Source organism: Microbulbifer sp. SAOS-129_SWC (assembly GCF_039696035.1).
GTDB lineage: Bacteria > Pseudomonadota > Gammaproteobacteria > Pseudomonadales > Cellvibrionaceae > Microbulbifer.
Genome location: NZ_CP155567.1, coordinates 4,459,230 through 4,484,803 on the forward strand (window position 1 = coordinate 4,459,230; position 25,574 = coordinate 4,484,803).

Below are 25,574 nucleotides of genomic sequence, written 5' to 3' on the forward strand. Positions count from 1 at the left end.
GTATTGCACTCCCGAGAAAACAACAAATAACAGCAGGATCATAACGATGGCTTGAAATATCCATTTCTTTACCGGCATAAGACACTTCCCTGTGAGTTGAAGAGGCGCGGCACGTCGACTCAGATGCTTTTCACTGCTCGCCCGAAATGACTTTTGCGGGGTTGCCCTCTTCATCGAGAAAGACGATCTCCGCCTGCCCGGCCTTCGTCACCTTCAATTCAAGCCGGGCTTTGCCGTCACCATCCAGCAACCGCAGCACCGAGTTTTTGGATGGGGACTTGCCCAAAAAGACACGCTTGGTAATGGCGTAATCGCCCTGTTCGGACAGACGCGTATCCTTCTCTGAAAACACCGGGCGATCCAGTCCATCCGCCACGTCGTTAAAGGTCAGCCCGGCGAAGTGCTTGCCGCCGTCATCCACCCCCAACAGCTGCATCTGTTGATCCTGCTGGTATCGATCGAAGGTCAAACTCAAGCCGCTGGAGGGCTTGCCCGCTTTTTCGAGGGCGCCGTTAAAGATCAGCCCACCATTTTCTGTGCCCTCATCATTGAAAAACAACATCCCGGCCACTGGGCGCGGATGCTTGATTTCCTTGTTTTTGATAAAGGCCCCAGGAAAGCGGCTGCGATTGGAAATCGTCATGCGGATGGTACCATCGGGCTCTTTGATATTGATCCGCTCGGCGTCAATCACGTCAAATCTGGCGTCGCGATTAGACATGCTCCCCATAAGAATGCCCGACAGGGCGATAATCGTAGCGCCGGCGCAATAGAGCGTAAGGCGTCGCTGGGACTTCTTGAGCCTGGATATTTCCTGCTGTAACTCTTTCTGGTCCAATGTTATACCCCGATATTTTAGTTATCTATTGAAACCCGAAAATAGCAATTCTTTGGCCTGAAAGAAACTGGCGTCGGACAAGGCTGCCTTCATTGCTTTTGTATATTATCCGCAGCAGTCATCACCTTGCTGAACCGGCGGGCATTTCACTGTCCCAAATGAGCAAAAAACACAGCAATCGCCGGCCTTCGGCTTGAGCAGGGTATGGCAACGCTCGCACTCATAAAAGAAAATACAGCAGTCTGTGGGCATGACTTCCACTTTCTGATGCCGGCACTCGGGGCAAGTGATCGTTGATTTCAGGATTAACTTTTCCATCATTTCACTGTGTGAATCATATCCATACACACGACCACTTTATTCACGGGCGTGGCCGCGGGTGAATAGTGTTATCCCTATCTGGCCATAATGCCGTGCGGCTGTCACCTGATGACCAGCCCTGCGCAATTACATGGCATTACAGCGGGCAAGCCATCAGGCTACCAGCCAGCCCACGCCAGCCAACAATAAGGCGGCCAGGATCACCAGCAGCCCGTTCACTATCAGCGACTTGGGATAGGTGGCCTCTTTGTACAGCAGCGCGTAGGGGAGCCCGGTAAACGGGCCCAGCACCAGACTCAGCAGGCCCCAGCCCCAGCGGTTGTTGCCCAGCGCCGTGAGTGCGGCCATCAGCCCGCCAAGCCAGCACAGGGTGAAGCCGACCACGAACACGATAAATGCCGCGATCATCCACCACGGGTTGGCCAAATAGATCTCGAGAAGTTGCTGTTCCGTCATTGTTAGAGTTTCACCAACGCCAGGGACTGCGGGCGCTGGTCCCGCGAGGAAATTCACTCCATTGTGACGCAATCGGCGCTGTAGCCCAACTCCCGGCCCGCCGCCGCCGTGAAACACATCAGGTGTCGGCAAAAAACTGCCGCTGTACCCGCCGCCATTCCGCCAGTGCCGCGCGCGTGTGCAGGCACACCCGGATCTGCTCGAATTCCGTCGCGCGCCGCTGCAGCACCTCCAGCGCCTGGTGCGCGGCGATGGTGTGTGGAAAGCGGTTGGTGCCGGCACCCAGCGCCGGGAACAGCAGGCTCTCGAGACCTTTTTGCCGGGCCAGGTCGAGCACACTCTCGTAACACTGGCGCAGCTGCACGAGTGCTTGTGCACCCCACTGATCACCACTGCTCCACTGCGGTGTCACCGTGTGCAGCAGGTAGGTCACTGGCAAGCCATAGGCGCGGGTTGCGCGCGCTTCACCCGGGCCACACTCCGTTTGCTGCGCACAGGCGGCCACCAGCGCTGTGCCGCCGCGATCAAATATCTGCGCCGACAGGCCGCGCCCGCGTACCAGGTGCTTGTGCGCCGGGCACACCAGTGCCCGGGCGCGCAAAGACAGAATATCGCCACTTGTCAGTTCTATCGTCGTCACGTTTGCTCGATCTGTGTGTTGGCCTGCACAAACTTTAGTTCGGAATGGCCGGCGCCACTTTGGCGATGGGACGAATCGCCATATACTGACCGCACCCATCACCGCGGTTTGCACATCGGTACCAGTGGCGGCCAGGTCGAGAGAAAGAACAACAACGGTAATGCGCCCCGGGCGGCGCAGGCGGCGCCGGATGGGGGCACGGCCCGCACACAGACAGGGACTCCCATGACTTCAGGGCACCACGATCACCTGACCTTGCGCGACCCACTGGAAGAGGCGCGCCAGCTGGAATTGCGCCGACGCGTCCAGGCATCCGGCTATATGCTGATTTTCTGTCTGGCGATTACCGGCGCCATGGCTGCGGTGGCACTGACCGGCGGCGACCTGTGGCAGGCCACCACACTGTTCGGCGTAGCGGCGCTGATCCTCGCCGCCTATATCACCGTCAACCTGGCCGGGCCCAGCCGCGCCACACCAATGCTGGTCGGCGCGCTGCTGCTGGTGCTGTATTTTTACCTGCTGCTGTCCGGCGGCGTGAACAATACCGGCCTGATGTGGGCGGTGATGCTGGTGCCCGGCTTTATCAACCTGTACGGCTACAAGGGCGGCACCGCCACGCTAGTCGCGATCGGCGGCGCCACCGCGCTGGTGCTCTTCTACCCCGATTTTCCCGGCCTCACCGCCGATTACGACACCGGTTATCGGGCGCGCTTTCTCGCCGTGTTCGGTGCCCTGACCGCCCTGACCGCGCTGCTCGACAGCAGCCGCCACCAGACCCAGCAACTGTTGCAGCGGCTCACCCAGGAACTGGAGAGCCACGCCAGCACCGACGCGCTCACCGGCCTCGCCAACCGCCGTGAGGCATATCGCGCCATGAACGAGCTGGAGCGGCGCAACCGCCACCTGGCGGGGCGCTACGCGGTACTGATCGGCGACCTGGACAACTTCAAGTTCATCAACGATACCTACGGCCACGCCTTCGGCGACCGGGTCCTGCAGGACGTGGCGGAAGCCCTGCGCGACAACACCCGCGCCGACGATATCGTCGCGCGCTGGGGCGGCGAGGAATTCCTGGTGCTGCTGCCCAACACCGACCTCAACGGCGCCGGCATACTCGCGGAAAAACTGCGCGGCAGAGTGGAAGCCCTGAGCCAGCGCTACAATCCGCCGGTGACCATCTCCATCAGCTTCGGCGTGGCCGAGGGCGACCCGGCCACCGCCACCCATGGCCAGCTGCTGGCCGAGGCCGACGCGCGCATGTACCGCGCCAAGGACAGCGGGCGCAACAAGGTAGTAGCGGTGTAAGGCTGGAGCCGGGACGCGGGTAGGGTGCGCCACACCCACCGCCGGAGTGTCCCTGTCCCATTAATGATGCGCACCGCGCACCCGCCCGTTCGAGCACTTGCGGAACCCGTTCACACCGTCGAAATTGGCGTCTTATCCAACTTCCCCCCGATGGCCGGGAGTTAGAATGCGTGCCAGCCCGCCATAACAATAACGGGGCCGCAAGCATGCACAGCCAACCGGCGGATATCGCCACTACACCGACATCCTGGCCGCGCGCCCTGCGCGCGCGACTGCCGCGCCTGCAATTGGTGCTGACGCGGCACAACTGCCTCTACGCATTGCTCTACGCGCTGATTTTTTTCGGCGCCTGGTTGCGCGTCGACTATATCGTGCAGTTCAACCCGGTCGATCATCTGTGGAGCGATCCGCAGCGCCACTGGGAGCAGGGCATCGATGCACTGCGCGCCGACCCCATGGCGCTGACCGATCCGGTGCTGTTCCAGCTGTACATCGGCGCGCTGGCCAAGCTCACGCTGCAAAACCCCTTACTGGTCGCCTTCTACACCGCACTGCTGTCGCTGCTGACCCCGTGGCTCTGGTACCGCTTCCTGCGCGAACTGCAACCCAGCCGCCTGCTCGCCACGGCCGGCTGGGCCGCGCTGGCGCTGCTGCCGTCGTGGATCGCCATCTACGGCTATTTCATGCAGGAGACGCTGCTGCTGCCACTGTTGGGCGGCGCGCTGTGGGCCAGCTGGCGCTGCAAGCGCAAGCAGACACTCGGCAGCTTCCTGCTGATGGCGCTGCTGTGGGCGCTCGCCGGCCTGACCCGCGGCATCGCCATTCCACTGGCGGCGGTGATCTGCAGCTGGCTGTGGCTGGAACAGGGCGACAAGTGGCGCAAGGCCGCTTACGCCGTGTTGCTGCTCGGCCTGATCCTCGGCCCGCTGACGGTGCGCGGCTATCAACAGCTGGGCATCTTCGCCCCGCACGGCAACGGCAAACTGGTGTCCCTCTACACCCGCTCCGGCAACAAGGAGATCAGTATCCATTACCGGCGCGGCGGCCAGCAGTGGAATTACTGGTTCGCCTCACCCACCAGCGAAGCGCCGCTGGCGCCGCTGTCCGACTGGCGCAGCGCGCGCCGCGGCACCGCCGAGATCAGCATCGATCTGGAGCGCGGCAACGCCGACTGGCAGGCGGCCGCGGAAAAATACCCGCTGACACTGTCGCGCTACCTGTGGATAACCGGCGAGAACCTGGTCTACCTGTTTTTCGGCCCCTCCTGGCCGGACCAGAATCGCGCGCGCGGGCTCGACCGTGTCAATATCCAGCTGCGCTGGCTGTGGGCACCGCTGGCACTGCTGGTACTTGTCGGGGCCATCGCCTGCCGGCGCCGCCTGCGCGGGCAGTGGCTGCTGCCGGCGCTGCTGCTGGCATGGTTTGTGGTGCAGGGACTGCTGCCGATTTCCGTCAACGAGGGCCGCTACCGCAAGCCCGCGGAGGGGCTGCTGATCGCGCAGGCGGTCCTGCTGCTGTCGCTGCGCCGGCGCCGCGATGGCGCAGACAGGGAAACAGACGCGCGCGCGACCGACGGCGGCAATGCGCGGCCACACTATCCCAGCGTCGCCACACTGACCGCCGCCGGCCTGCTGGCAGCCACCGGCGGCGCCGCGCTGTGGCAACAACAGGCGCTGGCGCATCAACTGGCCGACAGCGGCCGTATTTACCTGAGCCAGCTGCACGCAGACTTCCAGCGCCAGGGGTGGGGTCACCTGGGCCGCGATCGCAGTGTCGCGCAGGGGCCGCTGCGCATTAACGGGCGCGATTACCGCCGCGGTCTCGGCGTGCACGCGCCCAGCGAGCTGCGCTACCGCATTCCGGCCGGCGCGCACTACTTCTACAGCCGCTTCGGTCTCGACGATGACGGCCGCCGCGGCCTGGTGCGCTTCGCCGTCGAGCTGGACGGGCGCAGCGTCTACGACAGTGGCGCCACCCGCTGGGGCAAGCCGGGGCAACTGCTGCTGCCGCTCCACGGTGCCGACACGCTGACACTGCGCGTGGAGCCGCTCGGCAGCCGCGATTTCGACCACGCCGCCTGGATCGGCGCGCGCTTCCTGACCGTCGCGCCGGACACAGCGCCGATGGAAGACGGAGCCGCGCAATGACAACGACACTGCTCCAGCGACTGCTGCAATGGCGCTTCACCCGCTTCGCGCTGGTGGGCGGCGGCGCCACGCTGCTGCAATACCTGCTACTGGTATTGCTGGTGGAGGCATTGCACGCGCCAGAGGTGGCCGCCTCCGCCGCCGCCTTCAGCCTGTCGGCACTGGCCAATTACTGGCTCAACTACCACTTCACCTTTGCCAGCCAGCGGCTTCACCGCCAGGCGTTGCCGCGCTTTGCGCTGGTGGCCCTGACCGGGCTCGCGGTCAACACCGCCTGTTTCGCCGCGCTGCTGCCGCTGCTGCCGTACCTGGCGGCGCAGGTGGTTGCCACCGCGGTCACCCTGGTCGGCAACTTCGCCCTGCAACACCTATGGATTTATCGGAGGGAATCATGAGCGCCCAGCCGGCCGTACCCAGCGTCGCCATCGTCGTACCCTGTTACAACGAGGAGGAAATCCTGCGCGACACCTGCGCCGAACTGCTGCAGCTGCTCGCGCGACTCGAGCGCGACGGCACGGCCAGCGCCACCTCGAAACTCTACCTGGTGGACGACGGCAGCCATGACGACACCTGGGCACTGATGGAAGCCATCGCCGCGCGCGAACCGCAAGTAGTGGCAGTGCGCCTGTCGCGCAATCGCGGCCACCAGAACGCGCTGCATGCGGGCCTGGCGCAGACGGTGGAGGACGCGGTGATCAGTATCGACGCGGACCTGCAGGACGGCGCCGACAATATTGTTGCGATGCTCGAACATTTCCGCGATGGCAGCGAGGTGGTCTACGGCGTGCGCACCGGGCGCGCCAGCGATACGTTGTTCAAGCGCTTCACCGCCGAGGGCTATTACCGGGTGATGGAGCGGCTCGGCGTGGATCTGGTCTTCAACCATGCGGATTTCCGTCTGCTGTCGCGCCGCGCCCTCGACGCGCTGCTGCAGTACCCGGAGGCCAACCTGTTTCTGCGCGGTATGGTGCGCGAGCTGGGCTTTCGCTCCTCGCAGGTGGAATACGAGCGGCGCGAGCGCGCCGCCGGCGAGAGTAAGTACCCACTGCGGCGCATGCTGTCACTGGCGTGGAGCGGCATTACCGCGTTTTCCAGCGCGCCGCTGCGCGCCATTACCGTGCTGGGGCTGTGTGCCAGCGCTTTCTCGTTCGCGGTGATCGCCTGGGTGCTGGTCACGCGCCTGTTCACCGATAACGCAGTGCCGGGCTGGGCATCGATCCTGTTGCCGCTGCTGTTTATCGGCAGTGTGCAGCTGCTGTGCCTGGGTGTGATCGGCGAGTACATCGCCAAGCTGTACGAAGAGGTCAAGCAGCGCCCCCGCTACCATATCGACCAGGTCCGGCATGCACCGGGCAGCGACGTGCGCAGCGCAGACAAGACGCCGGCGGCCGCCTCCGAACCGGCCTGACTCCACCACCACGCGCACAGCCGTGACACGCGTCAGATGGAAATCTGCGAACCCAGTTCGATCACGCGGTTGGACGGAATGCCGTAGAAATCCACCGCGCTGCTGGCATTGCGCGCCATGATGCTGAACAGCCACTCACGCCACAGGGCCATGCCGCTGGGCACCGCCAGCACCGGGATGACCTTCTCGCGGCTGAGGAAATATGAGGCCTGCTCGGGGTCCACACGCAGCCGCCGCAGCGCATCGAGACGACGCAGCTCGGTGGCGATATCCGGCTGCTCCATAAAGCCGTAGTGCAGGATCAGGCGGTAACTGTCGTGCCCGAGGGAGGTCAGGCTGTAGCGGTACTGTGGCGCCACCCGCGGCTGCCTGCCCGCCGTCACGGTGATAAACAGCATCCGCTCGTGCACCACCTTGTTGTGTTTCAGGTTGTGCAGCAGCGCCCGGGGCACATACTGCGGCCGGGCATTCAGAAAAATGGCGGTACCCGGCACGCGCAGCGGTGGCTCGCGAAACAGTTCCGACAGAAAATCCTCGAGACGCCGCTCCTGATGGCTGAGCTTGCGCGCCAATACTTTTTTTCCCTGCCACCAGGTCACCATCAACAGCAGTATTACCGCGCCCAGTACCAGCGGAAACCAGCCACCGTGGGCAATTTTCAGCAGGCTGGCAGTAAAGAACGCCAGGTCCACGCAACCAAACAACAGCAGCGCCAACACGCACGGCAGCACCCCGTAGTGCCAGCGATAGCGATACACAAAAAAGGCCAGGAACGTCGTCACCAGCATGGTGCCGGTCACCGCCACGCCGTAAGCGGAGGCAATATTGGCGGAACTCCCGAAGCCCAGCACCGCGGCGACCACCAGCAACGCCAGCGCCCGGTTCACCCCCGGGATATACACCTGACCGATCAGCTGCGACGAGGTGTGGCGCACGGCCATGCGCGGCAGGTAGCCGAGCTGGATGGCCTGCCGGGTCAGGGAAAAGGCACCGGATATACAGGCCTGCGAGGCGATTACCGTCGCCGCTGTGGCCAGCAGCACCATGGGGAACAGCGCCCAGCGCGGATACAGGTGATAGAACGGGTTGGTGACGGCGCCGGGATCGCTGATCAGCAGCGCGCCCTGGCCGAGATAGTTGAGCACCAGCGCCGGAAATACCAGCCCCAGCCACGCCAGCCGGATCGGCGTGCGGCCGAAATGCCCCATATCGGAATACAGCGCCTCGGCGCCGGTGAACACCAGCACCACCGCACCGAGCACCGCCAGGGCGGTGAAGCCGCTGTGACCGAGAAACGCCAGTGCATAGAGGGGGTTCAGCGCACCGAGGATCGCCGGGTGCTGCAGCAGCCCGTGCAGGCCCGCCGCCGCCAGGGCCAGAAACCAGATGGCGGTAATGGGGCCGAACAGCGCACCGACGGTAGCGGTGCCGAAATGCTGCAGTGAAAACAGGACCAGCAGCACGGCGATGGTTGCCGGGACCACCAGGTTCGCCAGCCCCGGCACTCCGACTTCCAGCCCCTCGATGGCCGACAATACCGAGATCGCCGGCGTGAGCACCGCATCGCCGTAAAACAGCGCCGCGCCGCACAGGCCGGCCACGGCGATGGTGAGTGCGAGCCTGCGGCGCCGCTTCACCGACGCCTGTGCCAGCGCCGTCAATGCCATGATGCCGCCCTCGCCGCGGTTGTCCGCACGCAGGATCAGCACGATGTACTTGATCGTCACCACCACCACCAGCGCCCAGAATATCAGTGACACGGCGCCGAAAATATTTTCCGCCGCCAACGGCAGGCCCTGTTGTGGATGGAAAATCTGCCGGAACGCATACAGCGGGCTGGTGCCGATATCGCCGTACACCACGCCGAGCGCGGCGAGGGTGAGGGCGGGGGTGCCGGGTTGGTTGCCAGTGGAGTCAGCCATGGTTGAAAGCGATTGGCCCGCGGTACATCGCGCCCGCGGCAAGCGTTCGCTAGTCCGCCTCCGGTGTGCCGGTGTCCTTCTTCCCGGAACTCAGCTCCGCGCGCGCCGTTTTGGCCAGCGCCTCGTAGCGCACGCGGAACGCCTCCAGGCTGTCGTCGTCCAGCTCCTCGAGATCCAGCAGCGCATTGTGCGCACCGCGGGTCGCGCGGATCAGTTCGTCCAGCTTCAGCTGGATCGCCTCGGTGTCGCGGTTCTGGGTATTCTGGATTAAAAACACCATCAGGAAGGTAACGATCGTGGTACCGGTATTGATCACCAGCTGCCAGGTGTTACTGAAATGAAACAGCGGCCCCGATAGCCCCCAGACCAGAATGATGATCAGCGCCAGGACAAAGACGCGCGGGCGCCCGCAGAAATGCGCCGCCGCCTTGGCGAATGTCGAATACCAGGTGGTGCTGCGCATTGACGCTCCTCCGCATGATCTCCGGCCGGCACTGCGGCTGGTTGTCGGCTTTCTGAAGAGGATAGTCGCTATGCAGCGCCAGCCCGTCGCGGGCACGGTGAAGATTGCCCCGTTCACCTAGGGAACCTCTGAATAAGTACGTGATGTCTCTGGCTTTCAGAGCGGTTCACAATCAAGGCGCGGCTTCGCAGGAATGTCTAGACCTTTCAAGAAGTCGCAACGCGGAGTGTGAATCGCTCTGAAAGCCCCTCCGGGCGGGCCCTGAAGGCCACAGCTGCTGCGTTGCAGCTCTTGCAAAGGGCTACGGCCATTCGCGGCGAGCTGCGCCTAACATCTGCAGCCTTCAGATCCCGCAGAGACATTACGGACTTGTTCAGAGGTTCCCTAGCGCTGCGCCTGCAATGGCGTGGGTTTCCCGGTCGAAAGCGGCTCTGCAGGCGCTTGAATGGCGCTGAGTCAACCAGCCCTAGACCGGAGAGTAGATTTCGTAGTCGCCGCCAACCGCTTGATAACCTGCCACCTGCTGAGGCTGCAAAAAATTCCCCTGCAGCGCCCGCGACACGATGTGTTGACTGTACTTGCCCACGCCCGGCTCACGCATGAACGCCTCCAGTGGCATCCACTGGGCCAGTCCGATTTCCTCGGGGTCGATGGTGATTTCGCGGGTCAGCGGGCGCAGTTTGCACACGGCGTAGATATTGGAGGTGCCGAATTGCCCGCTGTGGTTGTGGCGAAAGCTTACCAGCCCCTCGAATGCCGTTTCGACCCCGGTTTCCTCCAAAACTTCGCGAACCGCGCCCGCGGCAATGTGCTCGCCCGGATCCAGCATACCGCCCGGAAACTTGAAGTGGCGCGGCCGCCGCTGCAACTCGAGCCGCTCCACAATGGTGAGTATCTCCCCGGCGTCGGAAATCACCAGGCCGCCGACACCGATGGTATGGGTGGCAAAGAATGGCAGTGGCGCATCCGGCACCAGCCGCCGGGTCATGGTGACCTCGCGCTGCCGGCAGTGATGAAACTCGAAACCGCGCGCGAGCGCCAGCGGGATCAAGTGTGATTTCTGTGCCGGTATCGGCAGCCACACCACCCGGATACCGTCCGCCTGCCACTGGGCCAGCGAGACCTCGAGGCGCCGGCCAAACTCAGCGCCCATGGCCGGCAGTGCATCCCGGTCCAGCTCAACGCCGTCGTACCTGTTGCGGGTAGCTGCGAGGATTTCCATCTGCTGTTGCCCTACTTCGCTTGGGACTCACGGGGAAAAGTGGGGGCCTCAGCGGCCCCGGAATCACTTGACGATAAAGGTGGTCTGATCGAGGCCGGTGTTTTTGCTTTTCGGGTCGTAGGCGTAGACCTGCACCTGGTAAACCCCCGGTGCCAGCGACGTCAGCGCACCGGCAAAGGTGTTCGGCTGCGCCTGCATTTTCAGCGGTACGGTTTTGAACGGCTTGCCGTCTTTGCGCACAATCGCCGCAACATCCAGCGCGCTGCCGTTCCACAGGCCGCCGGCGGTTACCGCACAGCCGCACATCATCACCACGTTCGCGCGAATCGCCACACTGTCGCCGCCGGCCACGCTGTGGGTCTGTGGCGCCAGCACGTCGACGACAAAGCCGGGAATTTCCACCACCAGGCCGGCGCCATCGATCGGCTTGCCCGGCACCAGCCAGGTCTGCGTCTGCGCGAGTACCCGCGCCTGCTTCTTCGCCTGCGGCGACAGCACCTCGACGGTCAGGAACTGCGGCGCGTCGATATCCAGCGTGGCCGAGAAGGCCGCCGCCCCTTCAGTGATATCGCCGTAGCGGGTGTGCGGTTGCTGCATGATTTTTTTCGTGTCGCCGGTGCCGCCGCGGGTCAGCCCCTCGGCCAGGATGCGGCCGCTGTCGGCGTCGCGGATACGCACCAGCGCCCCACCCATGGAGGTACCGACAAACTTGGCGTCCTTGGCCCGCGCATGCACGACAATTTCCGTGGGTACCGCCAGCGCGGGAATCGATATCAGCAACAACAGGGTACAGGCAATTTTTTGTAGTAATCCCATTTGTATCTCCACCTTTGGGAATGATCAGTTTTCGTTATTCTCACCACTGGAGCCATATTCTATACGGCAATCCGCATTCAGCCACATCGACCTCGTCAGCCAATAAAGCCCTGACGCCGCGCAAATTGCGTCATCGGCAAACCCGGAAAAAATTTCTCCACGCCAAAACGAAACAGGCCGGGCAAAGCCCGGCCTGTACGCTGAATTGAAATCCAGTAGCGAGGATCAGCTGTTCTTGACCTGCTCGATCCAGTTGTCGACACGCTTCTCCAGCATCGGCAGGGGCAGGGCGCCGCCGCCGAGTACGGTGTCGTGGAAGGCGCGGATATCGAACTTGTCACCCAGCTCAGTCTTGGCTTTCTGGCGCAGTTCGAGAATCTTCATCATACCGATCTTGTAGGACGTGGCCTGGCCCGGCAGGGTCAGGTAGCGGCGTACTTCGGAACGCACCGCGCCTTCCGGCACGGCGGAGTTCTGCAGGAAGTACTGCACCGCCTGTTCCTGGCTCCAGCCCATCGCGTGCATGCCGGTGTCGACGACCAGGCGGATGGCGCGCCACATTTCCGCCGTCAGGCGGCCGAAGTCACGGTAGGGATCCTGGAACTGGCCCATCTCCTTGGCCAGACCTTCCGCGTACAGGGCCCAGCCTTCCACGTAGGGAGTGAAGTGCGCCTGGGTGCGGAACTGCGGGATACCGGTCAGTTCCTGGGCGATCGAGATCTGCATATGGTGGCCGGGGATACCCTCGTGGTAGCTCACGGTTTCCATATCGGTCTTCGAGTTGCTGCCCATGTCGGACATGTGAATGTAGTAGACACCGGGGCGCGAGCCATCGGGTGTGCCGGCCTCATAGTGCTGGGCACCGCCGTCCACCTCGCGATAGGCTTCCACGCGCTTCACCTCCAGCTTGGCCTTGGGCAGCAGGCCGAAGTACTGCGGCAGCTTCTGCGTCACCTGGTCGAGGAAGGTGCGCACCTGTTTCAGGTAGGCCGCGCGGCCGGCATCGGTGTTCGGGTAGTAGAACTGCTTGTCGGTGCGCACGAACTTGAAGAAGTCCTGCGGGCTGCCCTTGAAGCCGACCTTATCCTTGATCTTCTCCATCTCCTTGCGGATGCGCGCCACCTCGAGGAGGCCGATCTGGTGTACCTGTTCGGCGGTCAGGTCGGTGGTGGTGTAATGGGCCAGACGGTTCTGGTAGTAGGCCTTGCCGTTGGGCAGGCTGGAAACCCCATGGGCTTCCTTGCTGGCGTTGTGGCGGTCCGCCTTCAGCCAGGCGATATAGGCATCGTAGGACGGCTTGAATTTCTCGGTCAGACCCTTGCGCACCTGCACCAGCAGATCCTTGGCCTGGTCGGCGTCGATCTTGCCGGCTTTCTGCAGCGCGTCGATCTTGCCCTTGGCGTCGGCGTACAGCGGCGAGTCGCCCTCACCGCCGAAAGGCGCGCCGGTGATGACATTCTGCGCGCGCTTCTCCGCCAGGTCGTAGGCGAAACGCGGCGGGCGGATGCCGTCTGCGGCGGCCAGTTTGGCACGCTCGAGGTCCTGGTCCATGGCGCGGCTGATACCACCGATACGGGTGATATACGCCTGCATATCGGCCAGCGTGTCCACCTTGTGGTAGTTGATCATGAACGAGGGCAGGGAATCCTCGGGGCCGCCCAGCTCGCCGGCGAAATAGCTGTAGCGCTTGAACGGCGCGTCCGCCTTGGCCTGCTTGTACTGGAATACCCACAGGTCGTAGGACTCTTTCCCGGCCTGGGTCAGCTTGTCGTAATCAAAATTCTTCTTCAGGTCTTCGACGGTCTTGGCCTGCCAGGCCAGCTGGCGCGCTTCGGCGGCCTCGCTCATGTCGTCGATCTGGTCGTACTTGTCCTTGCGGCCGAGGGAGGTCAGCATCATCGGGCTGAACTGCAGCTTTTCCTCGTAGCGCGCGTTGAACCACTGGTTCAGGCGCTTGGTTTCCGCCGCCGGATCAACCGCCTGGCTTTCGGCCGCGGAGGCCATCTTGCCGGGCGCCAGCGCGCTGGTGCCGACCTGGGACATGTCCTGACAGCCGCTCAGTACGGCGAGGGACAGCAAAGAGGGAATAAGAGGGCCCTTCAGGGCGTTGGGCAGCTTGGATCGCATGGTGGTGCCTCGAAACATTCTTATAGGTAAAAACACCGGCTACTTTGGCATGAAAAGACACAAGAGTCGATTAAGGGAGGCTGCCCGGCGGCGCCATTGCGCCGAATGGATGGAATTGCGGGTTGACCCGGAGCGCGGCTAGCGGCTCCGGGCAGCGGCCCGCCGCGGCCGCTCACTCATGCACGGCCGGCTCCCGGCGCCGGTCCTCGACCTGATTGATGATATGCAGCTCGCGCTGCGGGAAGGGGATGCTCAGGCCCTCGGCTTCCAGCGCCGGCTTGAGCTTTTTCATCAGATCCCAGTACACGTCCCAGTATTCCGCCGTGGTGGTCCAGGCGCGCATATGCAGGTTCACCGAGCTGTCCGCCAGCGCGCGCACCGCATAGCTGGGCTCCGGTTCGGCGAGGAGGCGCTCCTCCTCCGCCACCAGGCGACGCAGCACATTCATGCCGGTTTCGATATCGTCGCCGTAGGCAATGCTGGCGACGATCTCGATGCGGCGGGTGGCATTGCGACTGAAGTTGGTCAGCGTCTGCCCCCAGATGGCGCTGTTGGGCGCAGTGATACGCAGGCCGTCGGTGGTGTCCAGTTGGGTCGTGAACAGACCCACCTCGCGCACCGTGCCGAGGGTATCGCCGAACTGGATAAAATCACCGATACGGAACGGGCGCAGGCCAAGCAGGATAAAGCCCGCGGCAATGTTCTGCAGCGTATCCTTGAGCGCGAGGCCCACGGCGATACCGGCCGCACCGAGCAGCGCCACCAGGCTGGTGGTGTTGACCCCGAACATATCCAGGATTACCAGCAGGCCGATGATATAGGTGGCCCACGCGGCGATATTGGCGAGCACCGGGATCAGCGTCGCATCCAGCCGGCCCGACAAGCGCCGCACGCCGCCGCGCGCCAGCCGCGCCGCCACCCAGGTGACCAGCAGCACCAGCAACGCGCCGCCCAGCTTGAACAGGCCCGCCCAGATCAGCGGTCCGTATTCGTCGATCAATGCCTGCAAATCCATCATTCCCTCTCCGTTCAAATTGGCTGCCGCGCCGGCGCGGCACTGGCAGTATTTATAGCAGACCCTTGGCTCGCGCCGCATCGACACACTGCTCGCGAGCCGGGCAGCCCTGCAGGTGATCGTTGACCATACCGGTGGCCTGCATATGCGCATACATGATTGTCGAGCCGACGAAACTGAAACCGGCCTTCTTCAATGCCTTGCTCATCGCACCGGACTCCGGCGTGGTCGCCGGCACATCATTCAGGCTGCGACGGCGGTTTACCCGCACGCGGCCGTCGGTGAACTGCCACAGAAAATCTGCCAGCGAGACGCCGCGCTCGCGCAGTTCAAGCACCGCGCGGGCGTTCTTGACCGCGGACTGCACCTTGAGCCGGTTGCGGATAATGCCCGGATCCTGCAGCAGCCGCTCGATTTTTTTCGGCGTGTAACGGGCGATCTTGTCCGCATCGAAGCCGTCGAACACGTGGCGATAGTGTGCGCGCTTGTTCAGCACCGTGATCCAGGCCAGACCCGCCTGCGCGCCCTCCAACAGCAGGAACTCGAACAGCGTCTGTTCGTCGGTGACCGGGCGCCCCCACTCCTCGTCGTGATACTGCTGGTAGAGCGGCGTGGACAGGCACCAGTCACAGCGTTTGTCACTCATGTGTTTGTAATCCGCATCGGGCGGCCCTCACTGACCGCCGGAGAAAAAGTAATGCTGCACCAGCTGCAGGACCAGCAGCAACAGCATCAGGGAAAACACAAGATTGCGTCGGTTCATTGGCGCGGCTCCAGCAGTTTCTGTTGCACCAGCCATGCATGGCTCTCGCGCAGCATATCATCCAGCGACGTACGCGCGTCGTAGCCCAGCTCGCGTTCGGCCTTGTCGCTACGCGCGATCACCCGGCGCGTTACCATCGCCGCCTTTTCCGGCGTGAGCGCCGGCTCGCGCCCGCTGAAGCGCGAGCCCAGCTCCGACAGCTGCGCCAGCGCGCGAATCGCGAACGCCGGCACCGTGCGTCTGGGCACCGGCTTGCCCAGCAGCGCCGCGATCCTGCCGAAGAACTCCAGAAAGCTGGCATCGCTACCGGCGAGGATATAGTTCTCGCCGCTGCGCCCTTTGTCGAAGGCCGCTATATGCGCGCGCGCCACCGCGCCGACGTGGCAGAAGGAGCCCGCGCCGGGCGGCACACCGGGCAGCTGGTCGCGCTCGATCATAAAGAAGGTCTGCGCCCAGCTGGACGTATCGTACTTGCCGACAATACCGCAGGGGTTCAGGAACACCGCGTCCAGGCCGCGCGCAATCTCCTCGCGCACCGCCCGCTCCGCGCGCTTCTTGGTGTACAGGTAGTGATGGCGCGGATCGTCGGCCAGCTTGGCGCTGTCTTCGGTGATGGGTTCGCGGTGATAGCCGTAGGCCGAGATGGAGCTGGTGACGATCATGCGGCCCGCGTTTTTCTCCCGCGCCGCGCGGGCGATATTCGCCGAGCCCTCGACATTGTCGCGCCACTGCTGCGCATTGCCACCACGCCACATATTGGTATTCGCAGCCACGTGGAATACCGCATCCACGCCCGCGGGCATCGCCGCGCGCAGCGCGTCGATATCGTCCAGCGCGGCCTGCACCGGCGCGGCGCCCAGCTGCTGCAGGCGCTCGATGTTCGAGCCGGCCCTGTGCATGGCGGTCACCCGCCAGCCGTCGGCGATCAGCTGCTCAATCAGGTTGGCACCCAGGAAGCCGGTGCCGCCGGTGATGAATGCGTGCTTCACACTTCCTCTCTTTTTGACCGAGTTCAGGGGAAACCATTCTATGGGCTTTCGGGTGGGGTGGTGGCAGACCTTTGGGAAAAAACCTCATCGGTAAATATTTCCCAAAGGTCTGCCACCACCCCGTTCAATTACGCTGTGGCCGGAAAGTATCGGGAAGCCGGAAAATTGTTTTTGCGAAATCCGCCAGTTCCCGAGACTTCACCGGTTACTAAAAAGGCGCAGCGGCGGGCATCTGGCAAATATTTACCGATCAGGTTTTTTGCCGGATGCCCGCCGCTGCGCCTCCCTTCTACGAAGTCCCCGGCCAGTGCCGAAGGGAGTGGATACGCCGAGCCCATCCACTCTTTTTGACAAATTACTCCAGATTCATTCCCAGGTGGTAGGCGAGGAAACCCCATTGATTGGCAAAATCCTCCACCTGCATCCATACCGGCTTGCCGGCACCGTGACCGGCGCGGGTCTCGATCGCCAGCCAGATCGGGTTGTCGCAACCCTGGTCGCGCTGCAGCGCCGCGGCGAACTTGTAGCTGTGCCAGGGCACCACGCGATCATCGTGATCCGCAGTGGTGATCAGGGTCGGCGGATAGCAGGTGCCCTTCTTGGTGTTGTGCACCGGCGAGTAGGCGTAGAGCGCCTTGAACTGTTCCTTGTTTTCACTCAGGCCATAGTCGCTCGACCACAGGCGCGCGTTGGCAGACGCGGTCTGGTAGCGCAGCATATCCTGCACCCCCACCGCCGGCAGCGCTGCCGCAAACAGGTCCGGGCGCTGGGTAATGGTCGCGCCGACCAACAGGCCGCCGTTGGAGCGGCCGCTGATGGCCAGCTTTTTCGGCGAGGTGATCTTCTGGTCGATCAGCCACTCGGCCGCGCCGATAAAATCATCGAACACATTCTGCTTGTTCGTCTTGGTACCGGCCTGGTGCCAGGCCTCGCCGTACTCACTGCCACCGCGCAGGTTGGCCACCGCCAGGGTACCGCCCATATCCAGCCAGCCGGCGAAACGGGTGGTGAACTGCGGCGTGATGGCGATATTGAAACCGCCGTAGCCGTATAGCAGGGTCGGGTTGCTGCCGTCTTTCTTCAGCCCCTTCTTGCTCACCAGGAACAGCGGCACCCGGGTGCCGTCTTTGCTCTTGTAGAAATGCTGCGTGACGGCGTAATCGGAAAAATCGGCGGGGTACTTCGTCGCCTTGTACAGTTCGCTCTTACCGGTCTGCACATTCAGGTGGTAGACACTCGGCGGGGTGATGAAGTTACTGAAGGTGTAGAAAGTCTCGGCGTCGTCCGGCTCACCGTAGAAACCGGAAACCGAGCCGACGCCCGGCAGTTTCAGTTCATACTGCTGCTTGCCGGCGGTATCGGTGACTACCACTTCCGATTTGGCATCCTGCAGGTAGTGCAGCACGAAGCGGTCGCCGATCAGCGACGCGCTCTGCAGCGCGTTTTTCTGTTCCGGCACCAGCTCGCGCCAGTTTTTCTTCTGCGGTTGGTCCAGGTCCACGGCAACGATGCGGCCGAGCGGTGCGTCGGCAGTGGTCTGGAAATAGAAGGTCTTGCCGTTGTTGCCGAGGTAGGTGTAGAGCCCATCCCAGTCGTCGAGCAGCTTTACCACCGCGCCGTTTTTCGCGCGCAGGTCGCGGTAGTAGATACCGTTGGCGTCGTAGCCCTGCTCGATATTGAACACCAGGTAATTGCCGTCGTGACTCAGCTCCGCGTAGGGATTGCGAGTGTCGTTGCCGGAGATGGCGTAGATGCGCTGGTCGTTGCGCTGCGGCTGGCCCAGCTTGTGGAAATACACCGCCACCTGCGCGCTGTCGTCGGCGCTGCGGCTGGAGTCTTTGGCTTTGTCTACAAAGGGATAGCGGCTGTAGTAGAAGCCGGATTCGTCCTTGGCCCAGCTGACGCCGCTGAACTTGATACCGGTCAGCACGTCCTTTACGTCCTTGCCGGTCTTCAGGTCGCGCACGTGGTAGTCGGTCCAGTCGGTGCCGCCGTCGGAGGTGCCGTAGGCCAGGTAGTGGCCTTTGGGGCTGACCCGATAGCGGCGCGCGGCGATGGTGCCGTCTTCACTCAGCTTGCGCGGATCCAGGGCCACGGCGCCGTCTTGTTTCAGGCTACCGGCTTCGTACAGCACGCTCTGGTCCCAGCTGCCGTCGTTGTACTGGTAAAAGTACTGTCCGGCCTTCTTGTAGGGCACACCGTAACGCTCGTACTGCCACAACTCGCCGAGGCGCTTGTCGAGCTTGTCCCAGCCGGGCAGCTTTTTCAGGCGCGGCAGCGAGTAGTCGTTCTCCGCCGTGACCCAGTCCTTTACCGGCTTGGAATCGAGGTTCTCCATCCAGCGGTAGGGCGCCGGCACCTTGGTGCCGAAGTAGTCCACCACCAGGTCGTCGGTCGGGGCCTGTGGGTAGGGGCTCGCCGCCAGCGCGGACGCGGTGATCAGCGAACCCGCGGCCATTATTAGTATCTGTTTCATGATGCCGTTCTTTCCGGTTTGATCGTTTTGTGTAATCTATGGCATTTCAGATAGCGGTTCCACCGGGGGCAGGGGATTTACGATGAGAGGATTGATACAGCGGGTGCGCCACGCCGGCGTGGCAGTGAATGGCGAATCCGTGGGCTCGATCGACCACGGCCTGTTACTGCTGCTCGGGGTCGAAGCCACCGATGATCGCGCGGCCGCGGACAAGCTGCTGCACAAGGTGCTGCACTACCGCGTGTTCGGCGACGAGCAGGGGCGCATGAACCTGAATGTACAGCAGGCCGGCGGTGGCCTGCTGGTGGTGAGCCAGTTCACGCTGGTGGCGGATACCGCCCGCGGCCTGCGACCCAGCTTTACCCGCGGCGCCGCGCCGCAACGGGCGGAGGAACTCTACGATTACTTTGTCGAGCGCGCGCGGGCTCAGTTTGCGCCGGTGGCCTGCGGCGTGTTTGCCGCGGACATGCAGGTGTCGCTGTTAAACGATGGGCCGGTGACCTTTTTACTGGAAGTCTGATCCGCGGCGGCCAACTCGGCCAAGCGTTGCTTGCGCGCCTTCTTGTCCATGTTGCCGAGCTGTTCCGCGGCGTCGTAGAAGGCCGGCCAGCTGCCACTCTCGCGGTACAGCTGGCGGAACGCCGGCACCTGTGACTGGTACTCGGCCACCAGCGCCAGGGTCGCGTTGTTGGTCTTGTCGATGTAATAGCGATAGCGCTCAGGGTGATCCCAGTCCGCCGACAGTTGTCGGTAGCAGGCGCGCAGCTGGCCCAGCGCCGCAGCCTTGCGCGCGCGCTTTTCGCCATCGCTGATCTGCGCGCGGTAAACGCCCGCGAGCCGTCGGCGCGCCGCCAGCATCAGGTGGTTGACCGCCAGCGCCTGGGCGCTGCGATTGGCAGCACCGCTGTCGATACTGTAACGGCGGCGCCAGTCGGGCAGTGCCAGCTGTGACACGGCGGTGGCGAAGCTTTCGTTGAACTGGGTATCGCCGGAGATATACACACGCCGGTGGGCCAATTCGTGAAACAACAGGCCGGCTAACCGCTCCGGCGTCCAGTTGACGAAGCTCGACAGGATCGGGTCATCGAACCAGCCCAGCGTGCTGTAGGCCGGTACCGGCCCCAGGTAGACATCGTAGCCCTGCGCCAGCAACTGCTTGCCCTTGGCGCTGGCCGCGGCCTTGCTGAAGTAGCCGCGGTAGCTGGCGCAGCCGACGAACGGGTAGCACCAGCGCTTCGGTTTGAGGGAAAACTCCGGCGCCGCCAGCACATTCCAGACCGGATACTTTTCTGCCAGTTTGACGTAAGTGCCGTAGGCATCGCCCACCGGCAGCTGCAGTTCGGCGTGGGCATAGGCGCGGACTTCCTGTACCAGCCGCAGTTGCTTCTGCAGTTTGGGTGACGTGGCCGGCGCCGCCACCACCTTGTCGATGGGCTTGCGCGCAACGAGGATGCGCAACTGCCCGGTCGCGGCCTGGGTGTAGTAGCCCGCGGTTTCGCACCCGGCCAGCAGGGCCAGCGCCACGAGGAGGGCGCCGCGCCGCAGCGCGTGCAGCGAGGCGCCCCGGCCCGCGGGGAAGAATTTGCACCGCCGATTGCTGTTGTACACTTAAGTCGCCGTTTTTATTCGCCGCTGTTTGTGGAGTATTCGGGCATGCAGCCCCTCGCCGCCCTGCTGACCGTCTTTGCCCTGGTATTTGCCGCCGTGTGCTGGCTGCAGCTGGCGCGCGTCTGCTTCAGCCAGGGCACGCTGGCGGGCATTGTCGCGCTACTGCTGCCACCGCTGGCTTTGCTGTCGCTGCTGCCCCAGTGGCGGCGTCAGTGGGAATTGTTTGCCCTGGCCGGCGCCGCGCTGGTTTGTATCAGCATAGCCACATCCCTGTAAGCGCCAGGCCCGTACCGGCGCGCCCGCAGTTGATCCACATCAAGAGCATCTCGCCGCGAAGCCCTAATCTGGACCCCTATTGACGCCATCGGTGGGAGACGGCTATGGACGCATTGATCAACCTGTTTACCAGCTTTTCCGGACTACTGAGTCTCGGCATTATTGCCTTTGTGTGCGCCATGGCCGGCTACCTGCTGCACCTGGCGCTGCGCAATATGCGCGAGGGGCGCTGACCCGCTCGCGGCGCGCAAGGCCCCGCAGGCCGCGCCCTGACCGGCCCTGAACACGAATTTTTAGCGGCTCGATTGGAATTTTTTCGCATCCCGGCTCTCCAAAATATGGCAGCCTGTTCGAAGAGTTCCAAGGATCAGCCAGCATGTATCGATTGAACCTGACCTGCTTCGCCTGTGCGGCGCTCCTGTCTGCCTGCCACAGCGACCCCGGGGTCGAACTCAAGACCGTAGATTACCAGTGTGAAGATGGAGAGTCCCTGCAGGTCAAGTACGTCATCGCCGCCAGCGGCCCATCCATGGCAACACTGAGCTACGACAACAAGCTGGTGCCCATGCACCAGGAACGCGCCGCGTCCGGCGTGCTCTATGTCGCCGACAAGGACCAGCCCGGCTACCGCTGGCACACCAAGGGGCGGGACGGCATGTTGCTGCTACAGAAGATGGGCGAGGAGGAGATGCAAACACTGCTCGGGCACTGCAGCAGCGCGCCGACACCCTAGCGCCATCACCATCCCGCGGACCGCTTACTCTTCCGGAACCTTTTTGTCCGACCTCACCCAGCGACCAAAGAAAAGCCCCACTTCGAACAGCAGCCACATGGGTACCGCCAGCAGTGACTGGGAGATGATATCCGGCGGTGTCAGCAGCATGCCGATGACGAAACAGCCGACCAGCACATAGGGGCGCTTTTTGGCCAGCTGATCCGCATCCACCGCGCCGCTCCACACCAGCAGCACTACCGCGATGGGAATCTCAAACGCAAAGCCGAAAGCGAAAAACAGCTTTAACACCAGATCCAGGTAGCGGCGGATATCCGGCATCACCTTGATGTCCGCCTGCGCGGCGCTGACAAAAAAGTCGAACAGGATCGGGAAGACCACGTAGTAGGCAAAGGCCATGCCGGCGTAGAACAGAAACACGCTGGATACCAGGATCGGTATCGCCACGCGCTTTTCCCGGCTGTAGAGACCCGGCGCAATAAACGCCCACGCCTGGTAGAGCACAAACGGCACCGCGACAAAGAAGGCGACCACGAACGAGGTCTTGAACGGTGTCAGGAAGGTAGAGGTGACCTCGGTGGCGATCATGCCGGCGCCCTGGGTCAGGCGCGCCTGGAGCGGCTCGGCGATGAAATGATAGATCTGCCCGGCGAAGGGCACCATGCAGGCGAAGATCAACACTACTACCAGCAGTGTCTTGATCAACCGGTTGCGCAGCTCTATCAGGTGATCGATCAGCGGCTGGCTGCTCTCGCCGCTGTCGTTGTTGTGCTGGTCGCTCATGGCTTGCGGCTGTTTCCCTGCGGCGGCGCTTCATGCTGCGGTTGTTCATCCGCACCCGCATCTGCTTCCGCGGGCTTGGCCGCGGCGTGATCCGGGTGGTCCGGGTTCAGGTCCGGGTCGCCGTAGTCATGCCAGTGCTCCGGGTACTCCGGATCCTCCAGCTCCTCGGCGCCTTCCTCCTGCTCCGGCAGGAAATCCTCCGCCTCGGCGGTGGGGTGGCTGCGCGCGGCCGGTTCGGCAGTGGCGGCTTCTCCGGTGACGCTTTCACGGATGCTGTCGCCGGTATCGCTGAACGCCTGTTCCATCTCCCGGCGGCTGTCTTCCAGCTCGCGCATGATGCGCTCGTTGTGCAGCTCGCGGCGGATGTCGTCGGCACCAATCTCTTTTTCCAGCTCCTCGCGCGCGTTGTGCAGGGTGCGCTTGAGGCCGGACCACCAGCGCGCCGTGGTGCGCACCGCATCCGGCAGGCGTTCGGGCCCGATCACCACCAGGGCGACGACACCCACCAACAGCAGTTCGAAAAAACCGATATCAAACACGGCGCGGCACTCGCGTTATTTTTTATCCTGGGACTGTTTGTCCTGTTCCTTTGTCTTGTCCTGCGGCGGCTGCTGCGGCTCATCGTGCTGCAGGCGCTCGGACTCCTGCTCGTCCTTGTCGCCCTCCTTGCCCTCGTCCTTCATCGCCTTTTTAAAGCCCTTGATGGCGCCACCCAGGTCACCACCCAGGTTTTTCAGCCGCTTGGTGCCGAACAGCAGCAACACAATCACCAGGATGATCAACAGCTGCCAGATGCTAATACCGCCAAAACCCATAGCTTTCTCCAGTTTCTCTGTCGCCCGTGAACGGGCCTGCTTTTATTAAGAACCTTGATTTAAGAACTCTTGCCGCGGGATGCCTTTTCCTCCAGCCCCGACAGGCCGAAGCGGCGCCCCAGTTCATTCAGCACATCCTGCGAATCCACCCCCAGATGCGAGAGCATCACCATGGAGTGGAACCACAGGTCGGCGGTTTCGCCGATCATTGCCTGCCGGTCGCCACCAGTCTCGGCGTCCTTGGCCGCGAGAATCACCTCGGTGGCCTCCTCGCCGACCTTTTCCAGAATCTTGTTCAGGCCCTTGCGGTGCAGGCTGGCCACATAGGAGCTGTCGGCGTCACCGGCCTCCCTGCGGCTCTTCAGCACCGCGTCCAGTTCGCGCAGCAGATCACTCATAATCTATCACTTGTAGATGCTTTCCGGATTCTTGATCACCGGCTGCTTCACCCGCCACTCGCCGTCCTCCAGCACGCGGTAGAAGCAGCTGCTGCGGCCGGTGTGGCAGGCGATACCGCCCTGCTGCTGCACCAGCAGCAGCACCGTATCGCCGTCGCAGTCGAGGCGCATCTCGCGCACCAGCTGCGTGTGACCGGACGACTCGCCCTTGCGCCACAGCTTACCGCGCGAGCGCGACCAGTATACGGCGATACCTTCGCTGGCGGTCAGCGCCAGCGACTCGCGGTTCATCCACGCCATCATCAGCACCTGCCCGGACTTATAGTCCTGCGCGATCGCCGGCACCAGGCCGTCGCTGTTCCAGGTGACCTGAGCGGTGAGATCGCCGTTCGGATCTGTCTGCGTCAATGTCTCTTCCTTCAGACTCATTGTAGGTTGGCGTCAGGGCCACAGCAGCAGGATCAGCGCCGCAGCGCCGGCCACCCAGCCCAGCGGCGGCAATTGCGCCAGCCAGCCCGGCTGGGCCAGCGCCAGGGTGCCGACCGCCAGCAGCGCGCCGGCGGCGCGACGCAGGTACTGCCGGCGCCCGCGGCGACGGCTCAGTGCCAGCTGCTCACCGATGCCCTGCAACTGCGGTGCCAGCTCGCGCGACTGCTCCAGCGCGGTGTATACCAGTTGCGGCATTTGCGGGAACTTCTCCAGCCATTCCGGCCCGTAGCGCTGGATTTCGCCGAAGATGGTTTTCGGGTGGATGCGGTCGCGCATCCAGCGCTCGAGAAATGGATGGGCAGTCTTCCACAGATCCAGCTCCGGATAAAGCTGCCGGCCCAGCCCCTCGATGTTGAGCAGGGTCTTCTGCAGCAGCACCAGCTGCGGCTGCACTGCCATATCGAATCTTCGCGCAGTCTGGAACAGGCTGATCAGCACGCGGGCGAAGGAGATCTCGCCCAGCGGCTTTTCGAAGATCGGCTCGCACACCGCGCGGATCGCCGCTTCGAAGGTGTTCACCGGCGTATCGCTGCGCACCCAGCCGCTCTGTACATGCAACTCCGCCACCATGCGGTAATCGCGGCGGAACATCGCCAGCAGGTTGCGCGCCAGGTAGTACTGGTCCTCGCGCGACAGGCTGCCGACGATGGCGGTGTCGATGGCGATGTACTGCGGCCGCTCCGGCTTGTGCCGCGACACAAAGATATTGCCCGGGTGCATGTCGGCGTGGAAGAAATTGTGCTCGAACACCTGCTTGAAGAAGATCTCCACCCCGCGCTCGGCCAGCAGCTTCATATTGGTGCCCTGGGCGCGCAGCTGCGCCAGGTCGGTCACCGGAATGCCGTCGATGCGCTCCAGCACCAGGACGTTCTCGCGGGTGTAATCCCAATGCACCTCGGGAATATACAGCAGCGGGGAATTGGCGAAGTTGCGTTTCAGCTGGGTACCGTTGGCCGCCTCGCGCACCAGGTCCAGCTCGCCCTCGATGGTGTGGCGGTAATCCTCCACCACCTCCACCGGGCGCAGGCGGCGGCCGTCCGGCAGGAAGCGCGCCACCCAGCGCGCGATCACGCGCAGCAGGCGCAGGTCCTGCTGGATCACCCGGTCGATGCCCGGGCGCAGCACCTTCACCACCACCGACTCGCCGCTCTGCAGCAGCGCGCCGTGCACCTGTGCCACCGACGCCGACGCCAGCGGCTCGCGCTCGAATTCGGCAAAGATCTCGTCGACGCTGCCCTCCAGCGCCGCCTCGACACGGGCGATAAACTGGTCCACCGGGAAGGGCGGCACATTGTCCTGCAGGTGGTCCAGTTCCTCGACGATATCGGGCGGCAGCAGGTCCGGCCGGGTGGACAACAGCTGGCCGAACTTGACGAAGATCGGGCCCAGCTCCTCCAGCGCACGGCGCAAGCGCTCGCCGCGCGACAGGCGCGACTGCGGCAACACTTTCAGCGGCAGTAGGAGGCCGCGCAGCAACAGCGGCCGGCGCTCGGCCGGCAGCAGCTGGTCGAGACGGTAGCGCAGGAAGACCCGCGCGATGGTGAAACTGCGTGCGATCGGCAAA

General features: G+C 63.4%; 28 protein-coding genes. 8 read left to right on the plus strand and 20 right to left on the minus strand.

Features of this window, described 5'->3' with window-relative positions; translation table 11 throughout:
* Positions 1-130: 130 nt before the first annotated feature.
* From ABDK11_RS18950 to ABDK11_RS18965, 4 genes are all read right to left on the minus strand, one after another.
* Positions 131-838, minus strand: coding sequence for a hypothetical protein (locus ABDK11_RS18950; RefSeq protein ID WP_346838095.1), 708 nt, complete (start codon positions 836-838; stop codon positions 131-133).
* 105 nt (positions 839-943) lie between these two features.
* Positions 944-1,156 (minus strand): GDCCVxC domain-containing (seleno)protein, encoded by a 213-nt coding sequence (locus ABDK11_RS18955; protein ID WP_346838096.1) that lies wholly within the window; start codon positions 1,154-1,156, stop codon positions 944-946.
* A gap of 156 nt (positions 1,157-1,312) precedes the next feature.
* On the minus strand, positions 1,313-1,615 hold the full coding sequence (locus ABDK11_RS18960; protein ID WP_346838097.1) for a hypothetical protein: 303 nt from the start codon (positions 1,613-1,615) through the stop codon (positions 1,313-1,315).
* A gap of 118 nt (positions 1,616-1,733) precedes the next feature.
* Positions 1,734-2,255: a macro domain-containing protein gene (locus ABDK11_RS18965; RefSeq protein ID WP_346838098.1), complete on the minus strand. Its 522-nt coding sequence runs from the start codon at positions 2,253-2,255 to the stop codon at positions 1,734-1,736.
* 225 nt (positions 2,256-2,480) lie between these two features.
* Between ABDK11_RS18965 and ABDK11_RS18970 the strand changes: the two genes are divergently transcribed.
* From ABDK11_RS18970 to ABDK11_RS18985, 4 genes are all read left to right on the plus strand, one after another.
* Positions 2,481-3,560, plus strand: a complete 1,080-nt coding sequence (locus tag ABDK11_RS18970; RefSeq protein WP_346838099.1) for a GGDEF domain-containing protein — start codon at positions 2,481-2,483, stop codon at positions 3,558-3,560.
* Positions 3,561-3,766: 206 nt separating this feature from the next.
* Positions 3,767-5,707, plus strand: a complete 1,941-nt coding sequence (locus ABDK11_RS18975; RefSeq protein ID WP_346838100.1) for an NPCBM/NEW2 domain-containing protein — start codon at positions 3,767-3,769, stop codon at positions 5,705-5,707.
* The gene (locus tag ABDK11_RS18980) at positions 5,704-6,102 is read left to right on the plus strand and encodes a GtrA family protein (protein ID WP_346838101.1); all 399 of its coding nucleotides are present in this window, start codon (positions 5,704-5,706) and stop codon (positions 6,100-6,102) included. The genes ABDK11_RS18975 and ABDK11_RS18980 overlap by 4 nt, the downstream gene beginning before the upstream one ends.
* Positions 6,099-7,115, plus strand: coding sequence for a glycosyltransferase family 2 protein (locus ABDK11_RS18985; RefSeq protein ID WP_346838102.1), 1,017 nt, complete (start codon positions 6,099-6,101; stop codon positions 7,113-7,115). The genes ABDK11_RS18980 and ABDK11_RS18985 overlap by 4 nt, the downstream gene beginning before the upstream one ends.
* A gap of 32 nt (positions 7,116-7,147) precedes the next feature.
* On the opposite strand, the gene ABDK11_RS18990 is transcribed toward ABDK11_RS18985, so the two are convergent.
* The 9 genes from ABDK11_RS18990 to ABDK11_RS19030 form a co-directional block, all read right to left on the minus strand.
* A complete protein-coding gene (locus ABDK11_RS18990; protein ID WP_346838103.1) occupies positions 7,148-9,037 on the minus strand; it encodes a potassium transporter Kup in 1,890 nt (629 codons plus the stop codon).
* Between the two features lie 49 nt (positions 9,038-9,086).
* Positions 9,087-9,500 (minus strand): low affinity iron permease family protein, encoded by a 414-nt coding sequence (locus tag ABDK11_RS18995; protein ID WP_346838104.1) that lies wholly within the window; start codon positions 9,498-9,500, stop codon positions 9,087-9,089.
* A gap of 466 nt (positions 9,501-9,966) precedes the next feature.
* Positions 9,967-10,722: an NUDIX domain-containing protein gene (locus tag ABDK11_RS19000; protein ID WP_346838105.1), complete on the minus strand. Its 756-nt coding sequence runs from the start codon at positions 10,720-10,722 to the stop codon at positions 9,967-9,969.
* A gap of 63 nt (positions 10,723-10,785) precedes the next feature.
* Complete coding sequence (locus ABDK11_RS19005) at positions 10,786-11,538, minus strand: hypothetical protein (RefSeq protein ID WP_346838106.1); 753 nt, start codon at positions 11,536-11,538, stop codon at positions 10,786-10,788.
* 225 nt (positions 11,539-11,763) lie between these two features.
* Positions 11,764-13,665 carry a DUF885 domain-containing protein gene (locus ABDK11_RS19010; RefSeq protein ID WP_346838107.1) on the minus strand — a complete coding sequence of 634 codons (1,902 nt, stop codon included), beginning with the start codon at positions 13,663-13,665 and terminating at the stop codon, positions 11,764-11,766.
* 172 nt (positions 13,666-13,837) lie between these two features.
* Positions 13,838-14,683, minus strand: coding sequence for a mechanosensitive ion channel family protein (locus ABDK11_RS19015; RefSeq protein WP_346838108.1), 846 nt, complete (start codon positions 14,681-14,683; stop codon positions 13,838-13,840).
* Positions 14,684-14,732: 49 nt separating this feature from the next.
* Positions 14,733-15,326 carry a DNA-3-methyladenine glycosylase I gene (locus tag ABDK11_RS19020; RefSeq protein ID WP_346838109.1) on the minus strand — a complete coding sequence of 198 codons (594 nt, stop codon included), beginning with the start codon at positions 15,324-15,326 and terminating at the stop codon, positions 14,733-14,735.
* Positions 15,327-15,439: 113 nt separating this feature from the next.
* A complete protein-coding gene (locus ABDK11_RS19025) occupies positions 15,440-16,432 on the minus strand; it encodes an SDR family oxidoreductase (protein WP_346838110.1) in 993 nt (330 codons plus the stop codon).
* A gap of 355 nt (positions 16,433-16,787) precedes the next feature.
* Complete coding sequence (locus ABDK11_RS19030) at positions 16,788-18,908, minus strand: prolyl oligopeptidase family serine peptidase (protein WP_346838111.1); 2,121 nt, start codon at positions 18,906-18,908, stop codon at positions 16,788-16,790.
* Positions 18,909-18,990: 82 nt separating this feature from the next.
* Here ABDK11_RS19030 and dtd point away from each other — a divergent pair, with 82 nt between their 5' ends.
* Positions 18,991-19,428 carry a D-aminoacyl-tRNA deacylase gene (gene dtd, locus ABDK11_RS19035; protein WP_346838112.1) on the plus strand — a complete coding sequence of 146 codons (438 nt, stop codon included), beginning with the start codon at positions 18,991-18,993 and terminating at the stop codon, positions 19,426-19,428.
* Here dtd and ABDK11_RS19040 read toward each other — a convergent pair.
* A complete protein-coding gene (locus tag ABDK11_RS19040; RefSeq protein ID WP_346838113.1) occupies positions 19,335-20,516 on the minus strand; it encodes an aminopeptidase in 1,182 nt (393 codons plus the stop codon). The two genes, dtd and ABDK11_RS19040, sit on opposite strands and share 94 nt — an antisense overlap.
* Positions 20,517-20,561: 45 nt before the next feature.
* Between ABDK11_RS19040 and ABDK11_RS19045 the strand changes: the two genes are divergently transcribed.
* The 3 genes from ABDK11_RS19045 (at position 20,562) to ABDK11_RS19055 (ending at position 21,525) form a co-directional block, all read left to right on the plus strand.
* On the plus strand, positions 20,562-20,792 hold the full coding sequence (locus ABDK11_RS19045; RefSeq protein ID WP_346838114.1) for a hypothetical protein: 231 nt from the start codon (positions 20,562-20,564) through the stop codon (positions 20,790-20,792).
* Between the two features lie 104 nt (positions 20,793-20,896).
* Entirely contained in the window at positions 20,897-21,025 is a 129-nt protein-coding gene (locus ABDK11_RS19050; RefSeq protein WP_346838115.1) for a DUF3149 domain-containing protein, read from the plus strand.
* 143 nt (positions 21,026-21,168) lie between these two features.
* A complete protein-coding gene (locus tag ABDK11_RS19055; protein WP_346838116.1) occupies positions 21,169-21,525 on the plus strand; it encodes an MliC family protein in 357 nt (118 codons plus the stop codon).
* 24 nt (positions 21,526-21,549) lie between these two features.
* Here the strand turns inward: ABDK11_RS19055 and tatC are convergent, their stop codons facing one another.
* From tatC to ubiB, 6 genes are read right to left on the minus strand one after another with little or no spacing between them, the layout of a single operon-like run.
* The gene (tatC, locus tag ABDK11_RS19060; RefSeq protein ID WP_346838117.1) at positions 21,550-22,308 is read right to left on the minus strand and encodes a twin-arginine translocase subunit TatC; all 759 of its coding nucleotides are present in this window, start codon (positions 22,306-22,308) and stop codon (positions 21,550-21,552) included.
* Positions 22,305-22,847, minus strand: coding sequence for a Sec-independent protein translocase protein TatB (tatB, locus tag ABDK11_RS19065; protein ID WP_346838118.1), 543 nt, complete (start codon positions 22,845-22,847; stop codon positions 22,305-22,307). Before tatB ends, tatC begins: the two co-directional genes overlap by 4 nt.
* A gap of 15 nt (positions 22,848-22,862) precedes the next feature.
* Positions 22,863-23,123 (minus strand): Sec-independent protein translocase subunit TatA, encoded by a 261-nt coding sequence (tatA, locus tag ABDK11_RS19070; protein ID WP_346838119.1) that lies wholly within the window; start codon positions 23,121-23,123, stop codon positions 22,863-22,865.
* Positions 23,124-23,182: 59 nt separating this feature from the next.
* On the minus strand, positions 23,183-23,521 hold the full coding sequence (locus ABDK11_RS19075; RefSeq protein ID WP_346838120.1) for a phosphoribosyl-ATP diphosphatase: 339 nt from the start codon (positions 23,519-23,521) through the stop codon (positions 23,183-23,185).
* Between the two features lie 6 nt (positions 23,522-23,527).
* Positions 23,528-23,929 (minus strand): phosphoribosyl-AMP cyclohydrolase, encoded by a 402-nt coding sequence (gene hisI / locus ABDK11_RS19080; protein WP_346838121.1) that lies wholly within the window; start codon positions 23,927-23,929, stop codon positions 23,528-23,530.
* A 33-nt stretch (positions 23,930-23,962) separates the two neighbouring features.
* Complete coding sequence (ubiB, locus tag ABDK11_RS19085) at positions 23,963-25,573, minus strand: ubiquinone biosynthesis regulatory protein kinase UbiB (RefSeq protein WP_346838122.1); 1,611 nt, start codon at positions 25,571-25,573, stop codon at positions 23,963-23,965.
* Position 25,574: the final 1 nt, after the last annotated feature.

Bases quoted from the DNA above. Each gene is read 5' to 3' on its own strand.
- ABDK11_RS18955 (WP_346838096.1), bottom strand. From the start codon at position 1,156: ATGGAAAAGTTAATCCTGAAATCAACGATCACTTGCCCCGAGTGCCGG.
- ABDK11_RS18960 (WP_346838097.1), bottom strand. From the start codon at position 1,615: ATGACGGAACAGCAACTTCTCGAGATCTATTTGGCCAACCCGTGGTGG.
- ABDK11_RS18970 (WP_346838099.1), top strand. From the start codon at position 2,481: ATGACTTCAGGGCACCACGATCACCTGACCTTGCGCGACCCACTGGAA.
- ABDK11_RS18975 (WP_346838100.1), top strand. From the start codon at position 3,767: ATGCACAGCCAACCGGCGGATATCGCCACTACACCGACATCCTGGCCG.
- ABDK11_RS18980 (WP_346838101.1), top strand. From the start codon at position 5,704: ATGACAACGACACTGCTCCAGCGACTGCTGCAATGGCGCTTCACCCGC.
- ABDK11_RS18985 (WP_346838102.1), top strand. From the start codon at position 6,099: ATGAGCGCCCAGCCGGCCGTACCCAGCGTCGCCATCGTCGTACCCTGT.
- ABDK11_RS18990 (WP_346838103.1), bottom strand. From the start codon at position 9,037: ATGGCTGACTCCACTGGCAACCAACCCGGCACCCCCGCCCTCACCCTC.
- ABDK11_RS18995 (WP_346838104.1), bottom strand. From the start codon at position 9,500: ATGCGCAGCACCACCTGGTATTCGACATTCGCCAAGGCGGCGGCGCAT.
- ABDK11_RS19000 (WP_346838105.1), bottom strand. From the start codon at position 10,722: ATGGAAATCCTCGCAGCTACCCGCAACAGGTACGACGGCGTTGAGCTG.
- ABDK11_RS19005 (WP_346838106.1), bottom strand. From the start codon at position 11,538: ATGGGATTACTACAAAAAATTGCCTGTACCCTGTTGTTGCTGATATCG.
- ABDK11_RS19010 (WP_346838107.1), bottom strand. From the start codon at position 13,665: ATGCGATCCAAGCTGCCCAACGCCCTGAAGGGCCCTCTTATTCCCTCT.
- ABDK11_RS19015 (WP_346838108.1), bottom strand. From the start codon at position 14,683: ATGATGGATTTGCAGGCATTGATCGACGAATACGGACCGCTGATCTGG.
- ABDK11_RS19020 (WP_346838109.1), bottom strand. From the start codon at position 15,326: ATGAGTGACAAACGCTGTGACTGGTGCCTGTCCACGCCGCTCTACCAG.
- ABDK11_RS19030 (WP_346838111.1), bottom strand. From the start codon at position 18,908: ATGAAACAGATACTAATAATGGCCGCGGGTTCGCTGATCACCGCGTCC.
- dtd (WP_346838112.1), top strand. From the start codon at position 18,991: ATGAGAGGATTGATACAGCGGGTGCGCCACGCCGGCGTGGCAGTGAAT.
- ABDK11_RS19045 (WP_346838114.1), top strand. From the start codon at position 20,562: ATGCAGCCCCTCGCCGCCCTGCTGACCGTCTTTGCCCTGGTATTTGCC.
- ABDK11_RS19050 (WP_346838115.1), top strand. From the start codon at position 20,897: ATGGACGCATTGATCAACCTGTTTACCAGCTTTTCCGGACTACTGAGT.
- ABDK11_RS19055 (WP_346838116.1), top strand. From the start codon at position 21,169: ATGTATCGATTGAACCTGACCTGCTTCGCCTGTGCGGCGCTCCTGTCT.
- tatC (WP_346838117.1), bottom strand. From the start codon at position 22,308: ATGAGCGACCAGCACAACAACGACAGCGGCGAGAGCAGCCAGCCGCTG.
- tatA (WP_346838119.1), bottom strand. From the start codon at position 23,123: ATGGGTTTTGGCGGTATTAGCATCTGGCAGCTGTTGATCATCCTGGTG.
- ABDK11_RS19075 (WP_346838120.1), bottom strand. From the start codon at position 23,521: ATGAGTGATCTGCTGCGCGAACTGGACGCGGTGCTGAAGAGCCGCAGG.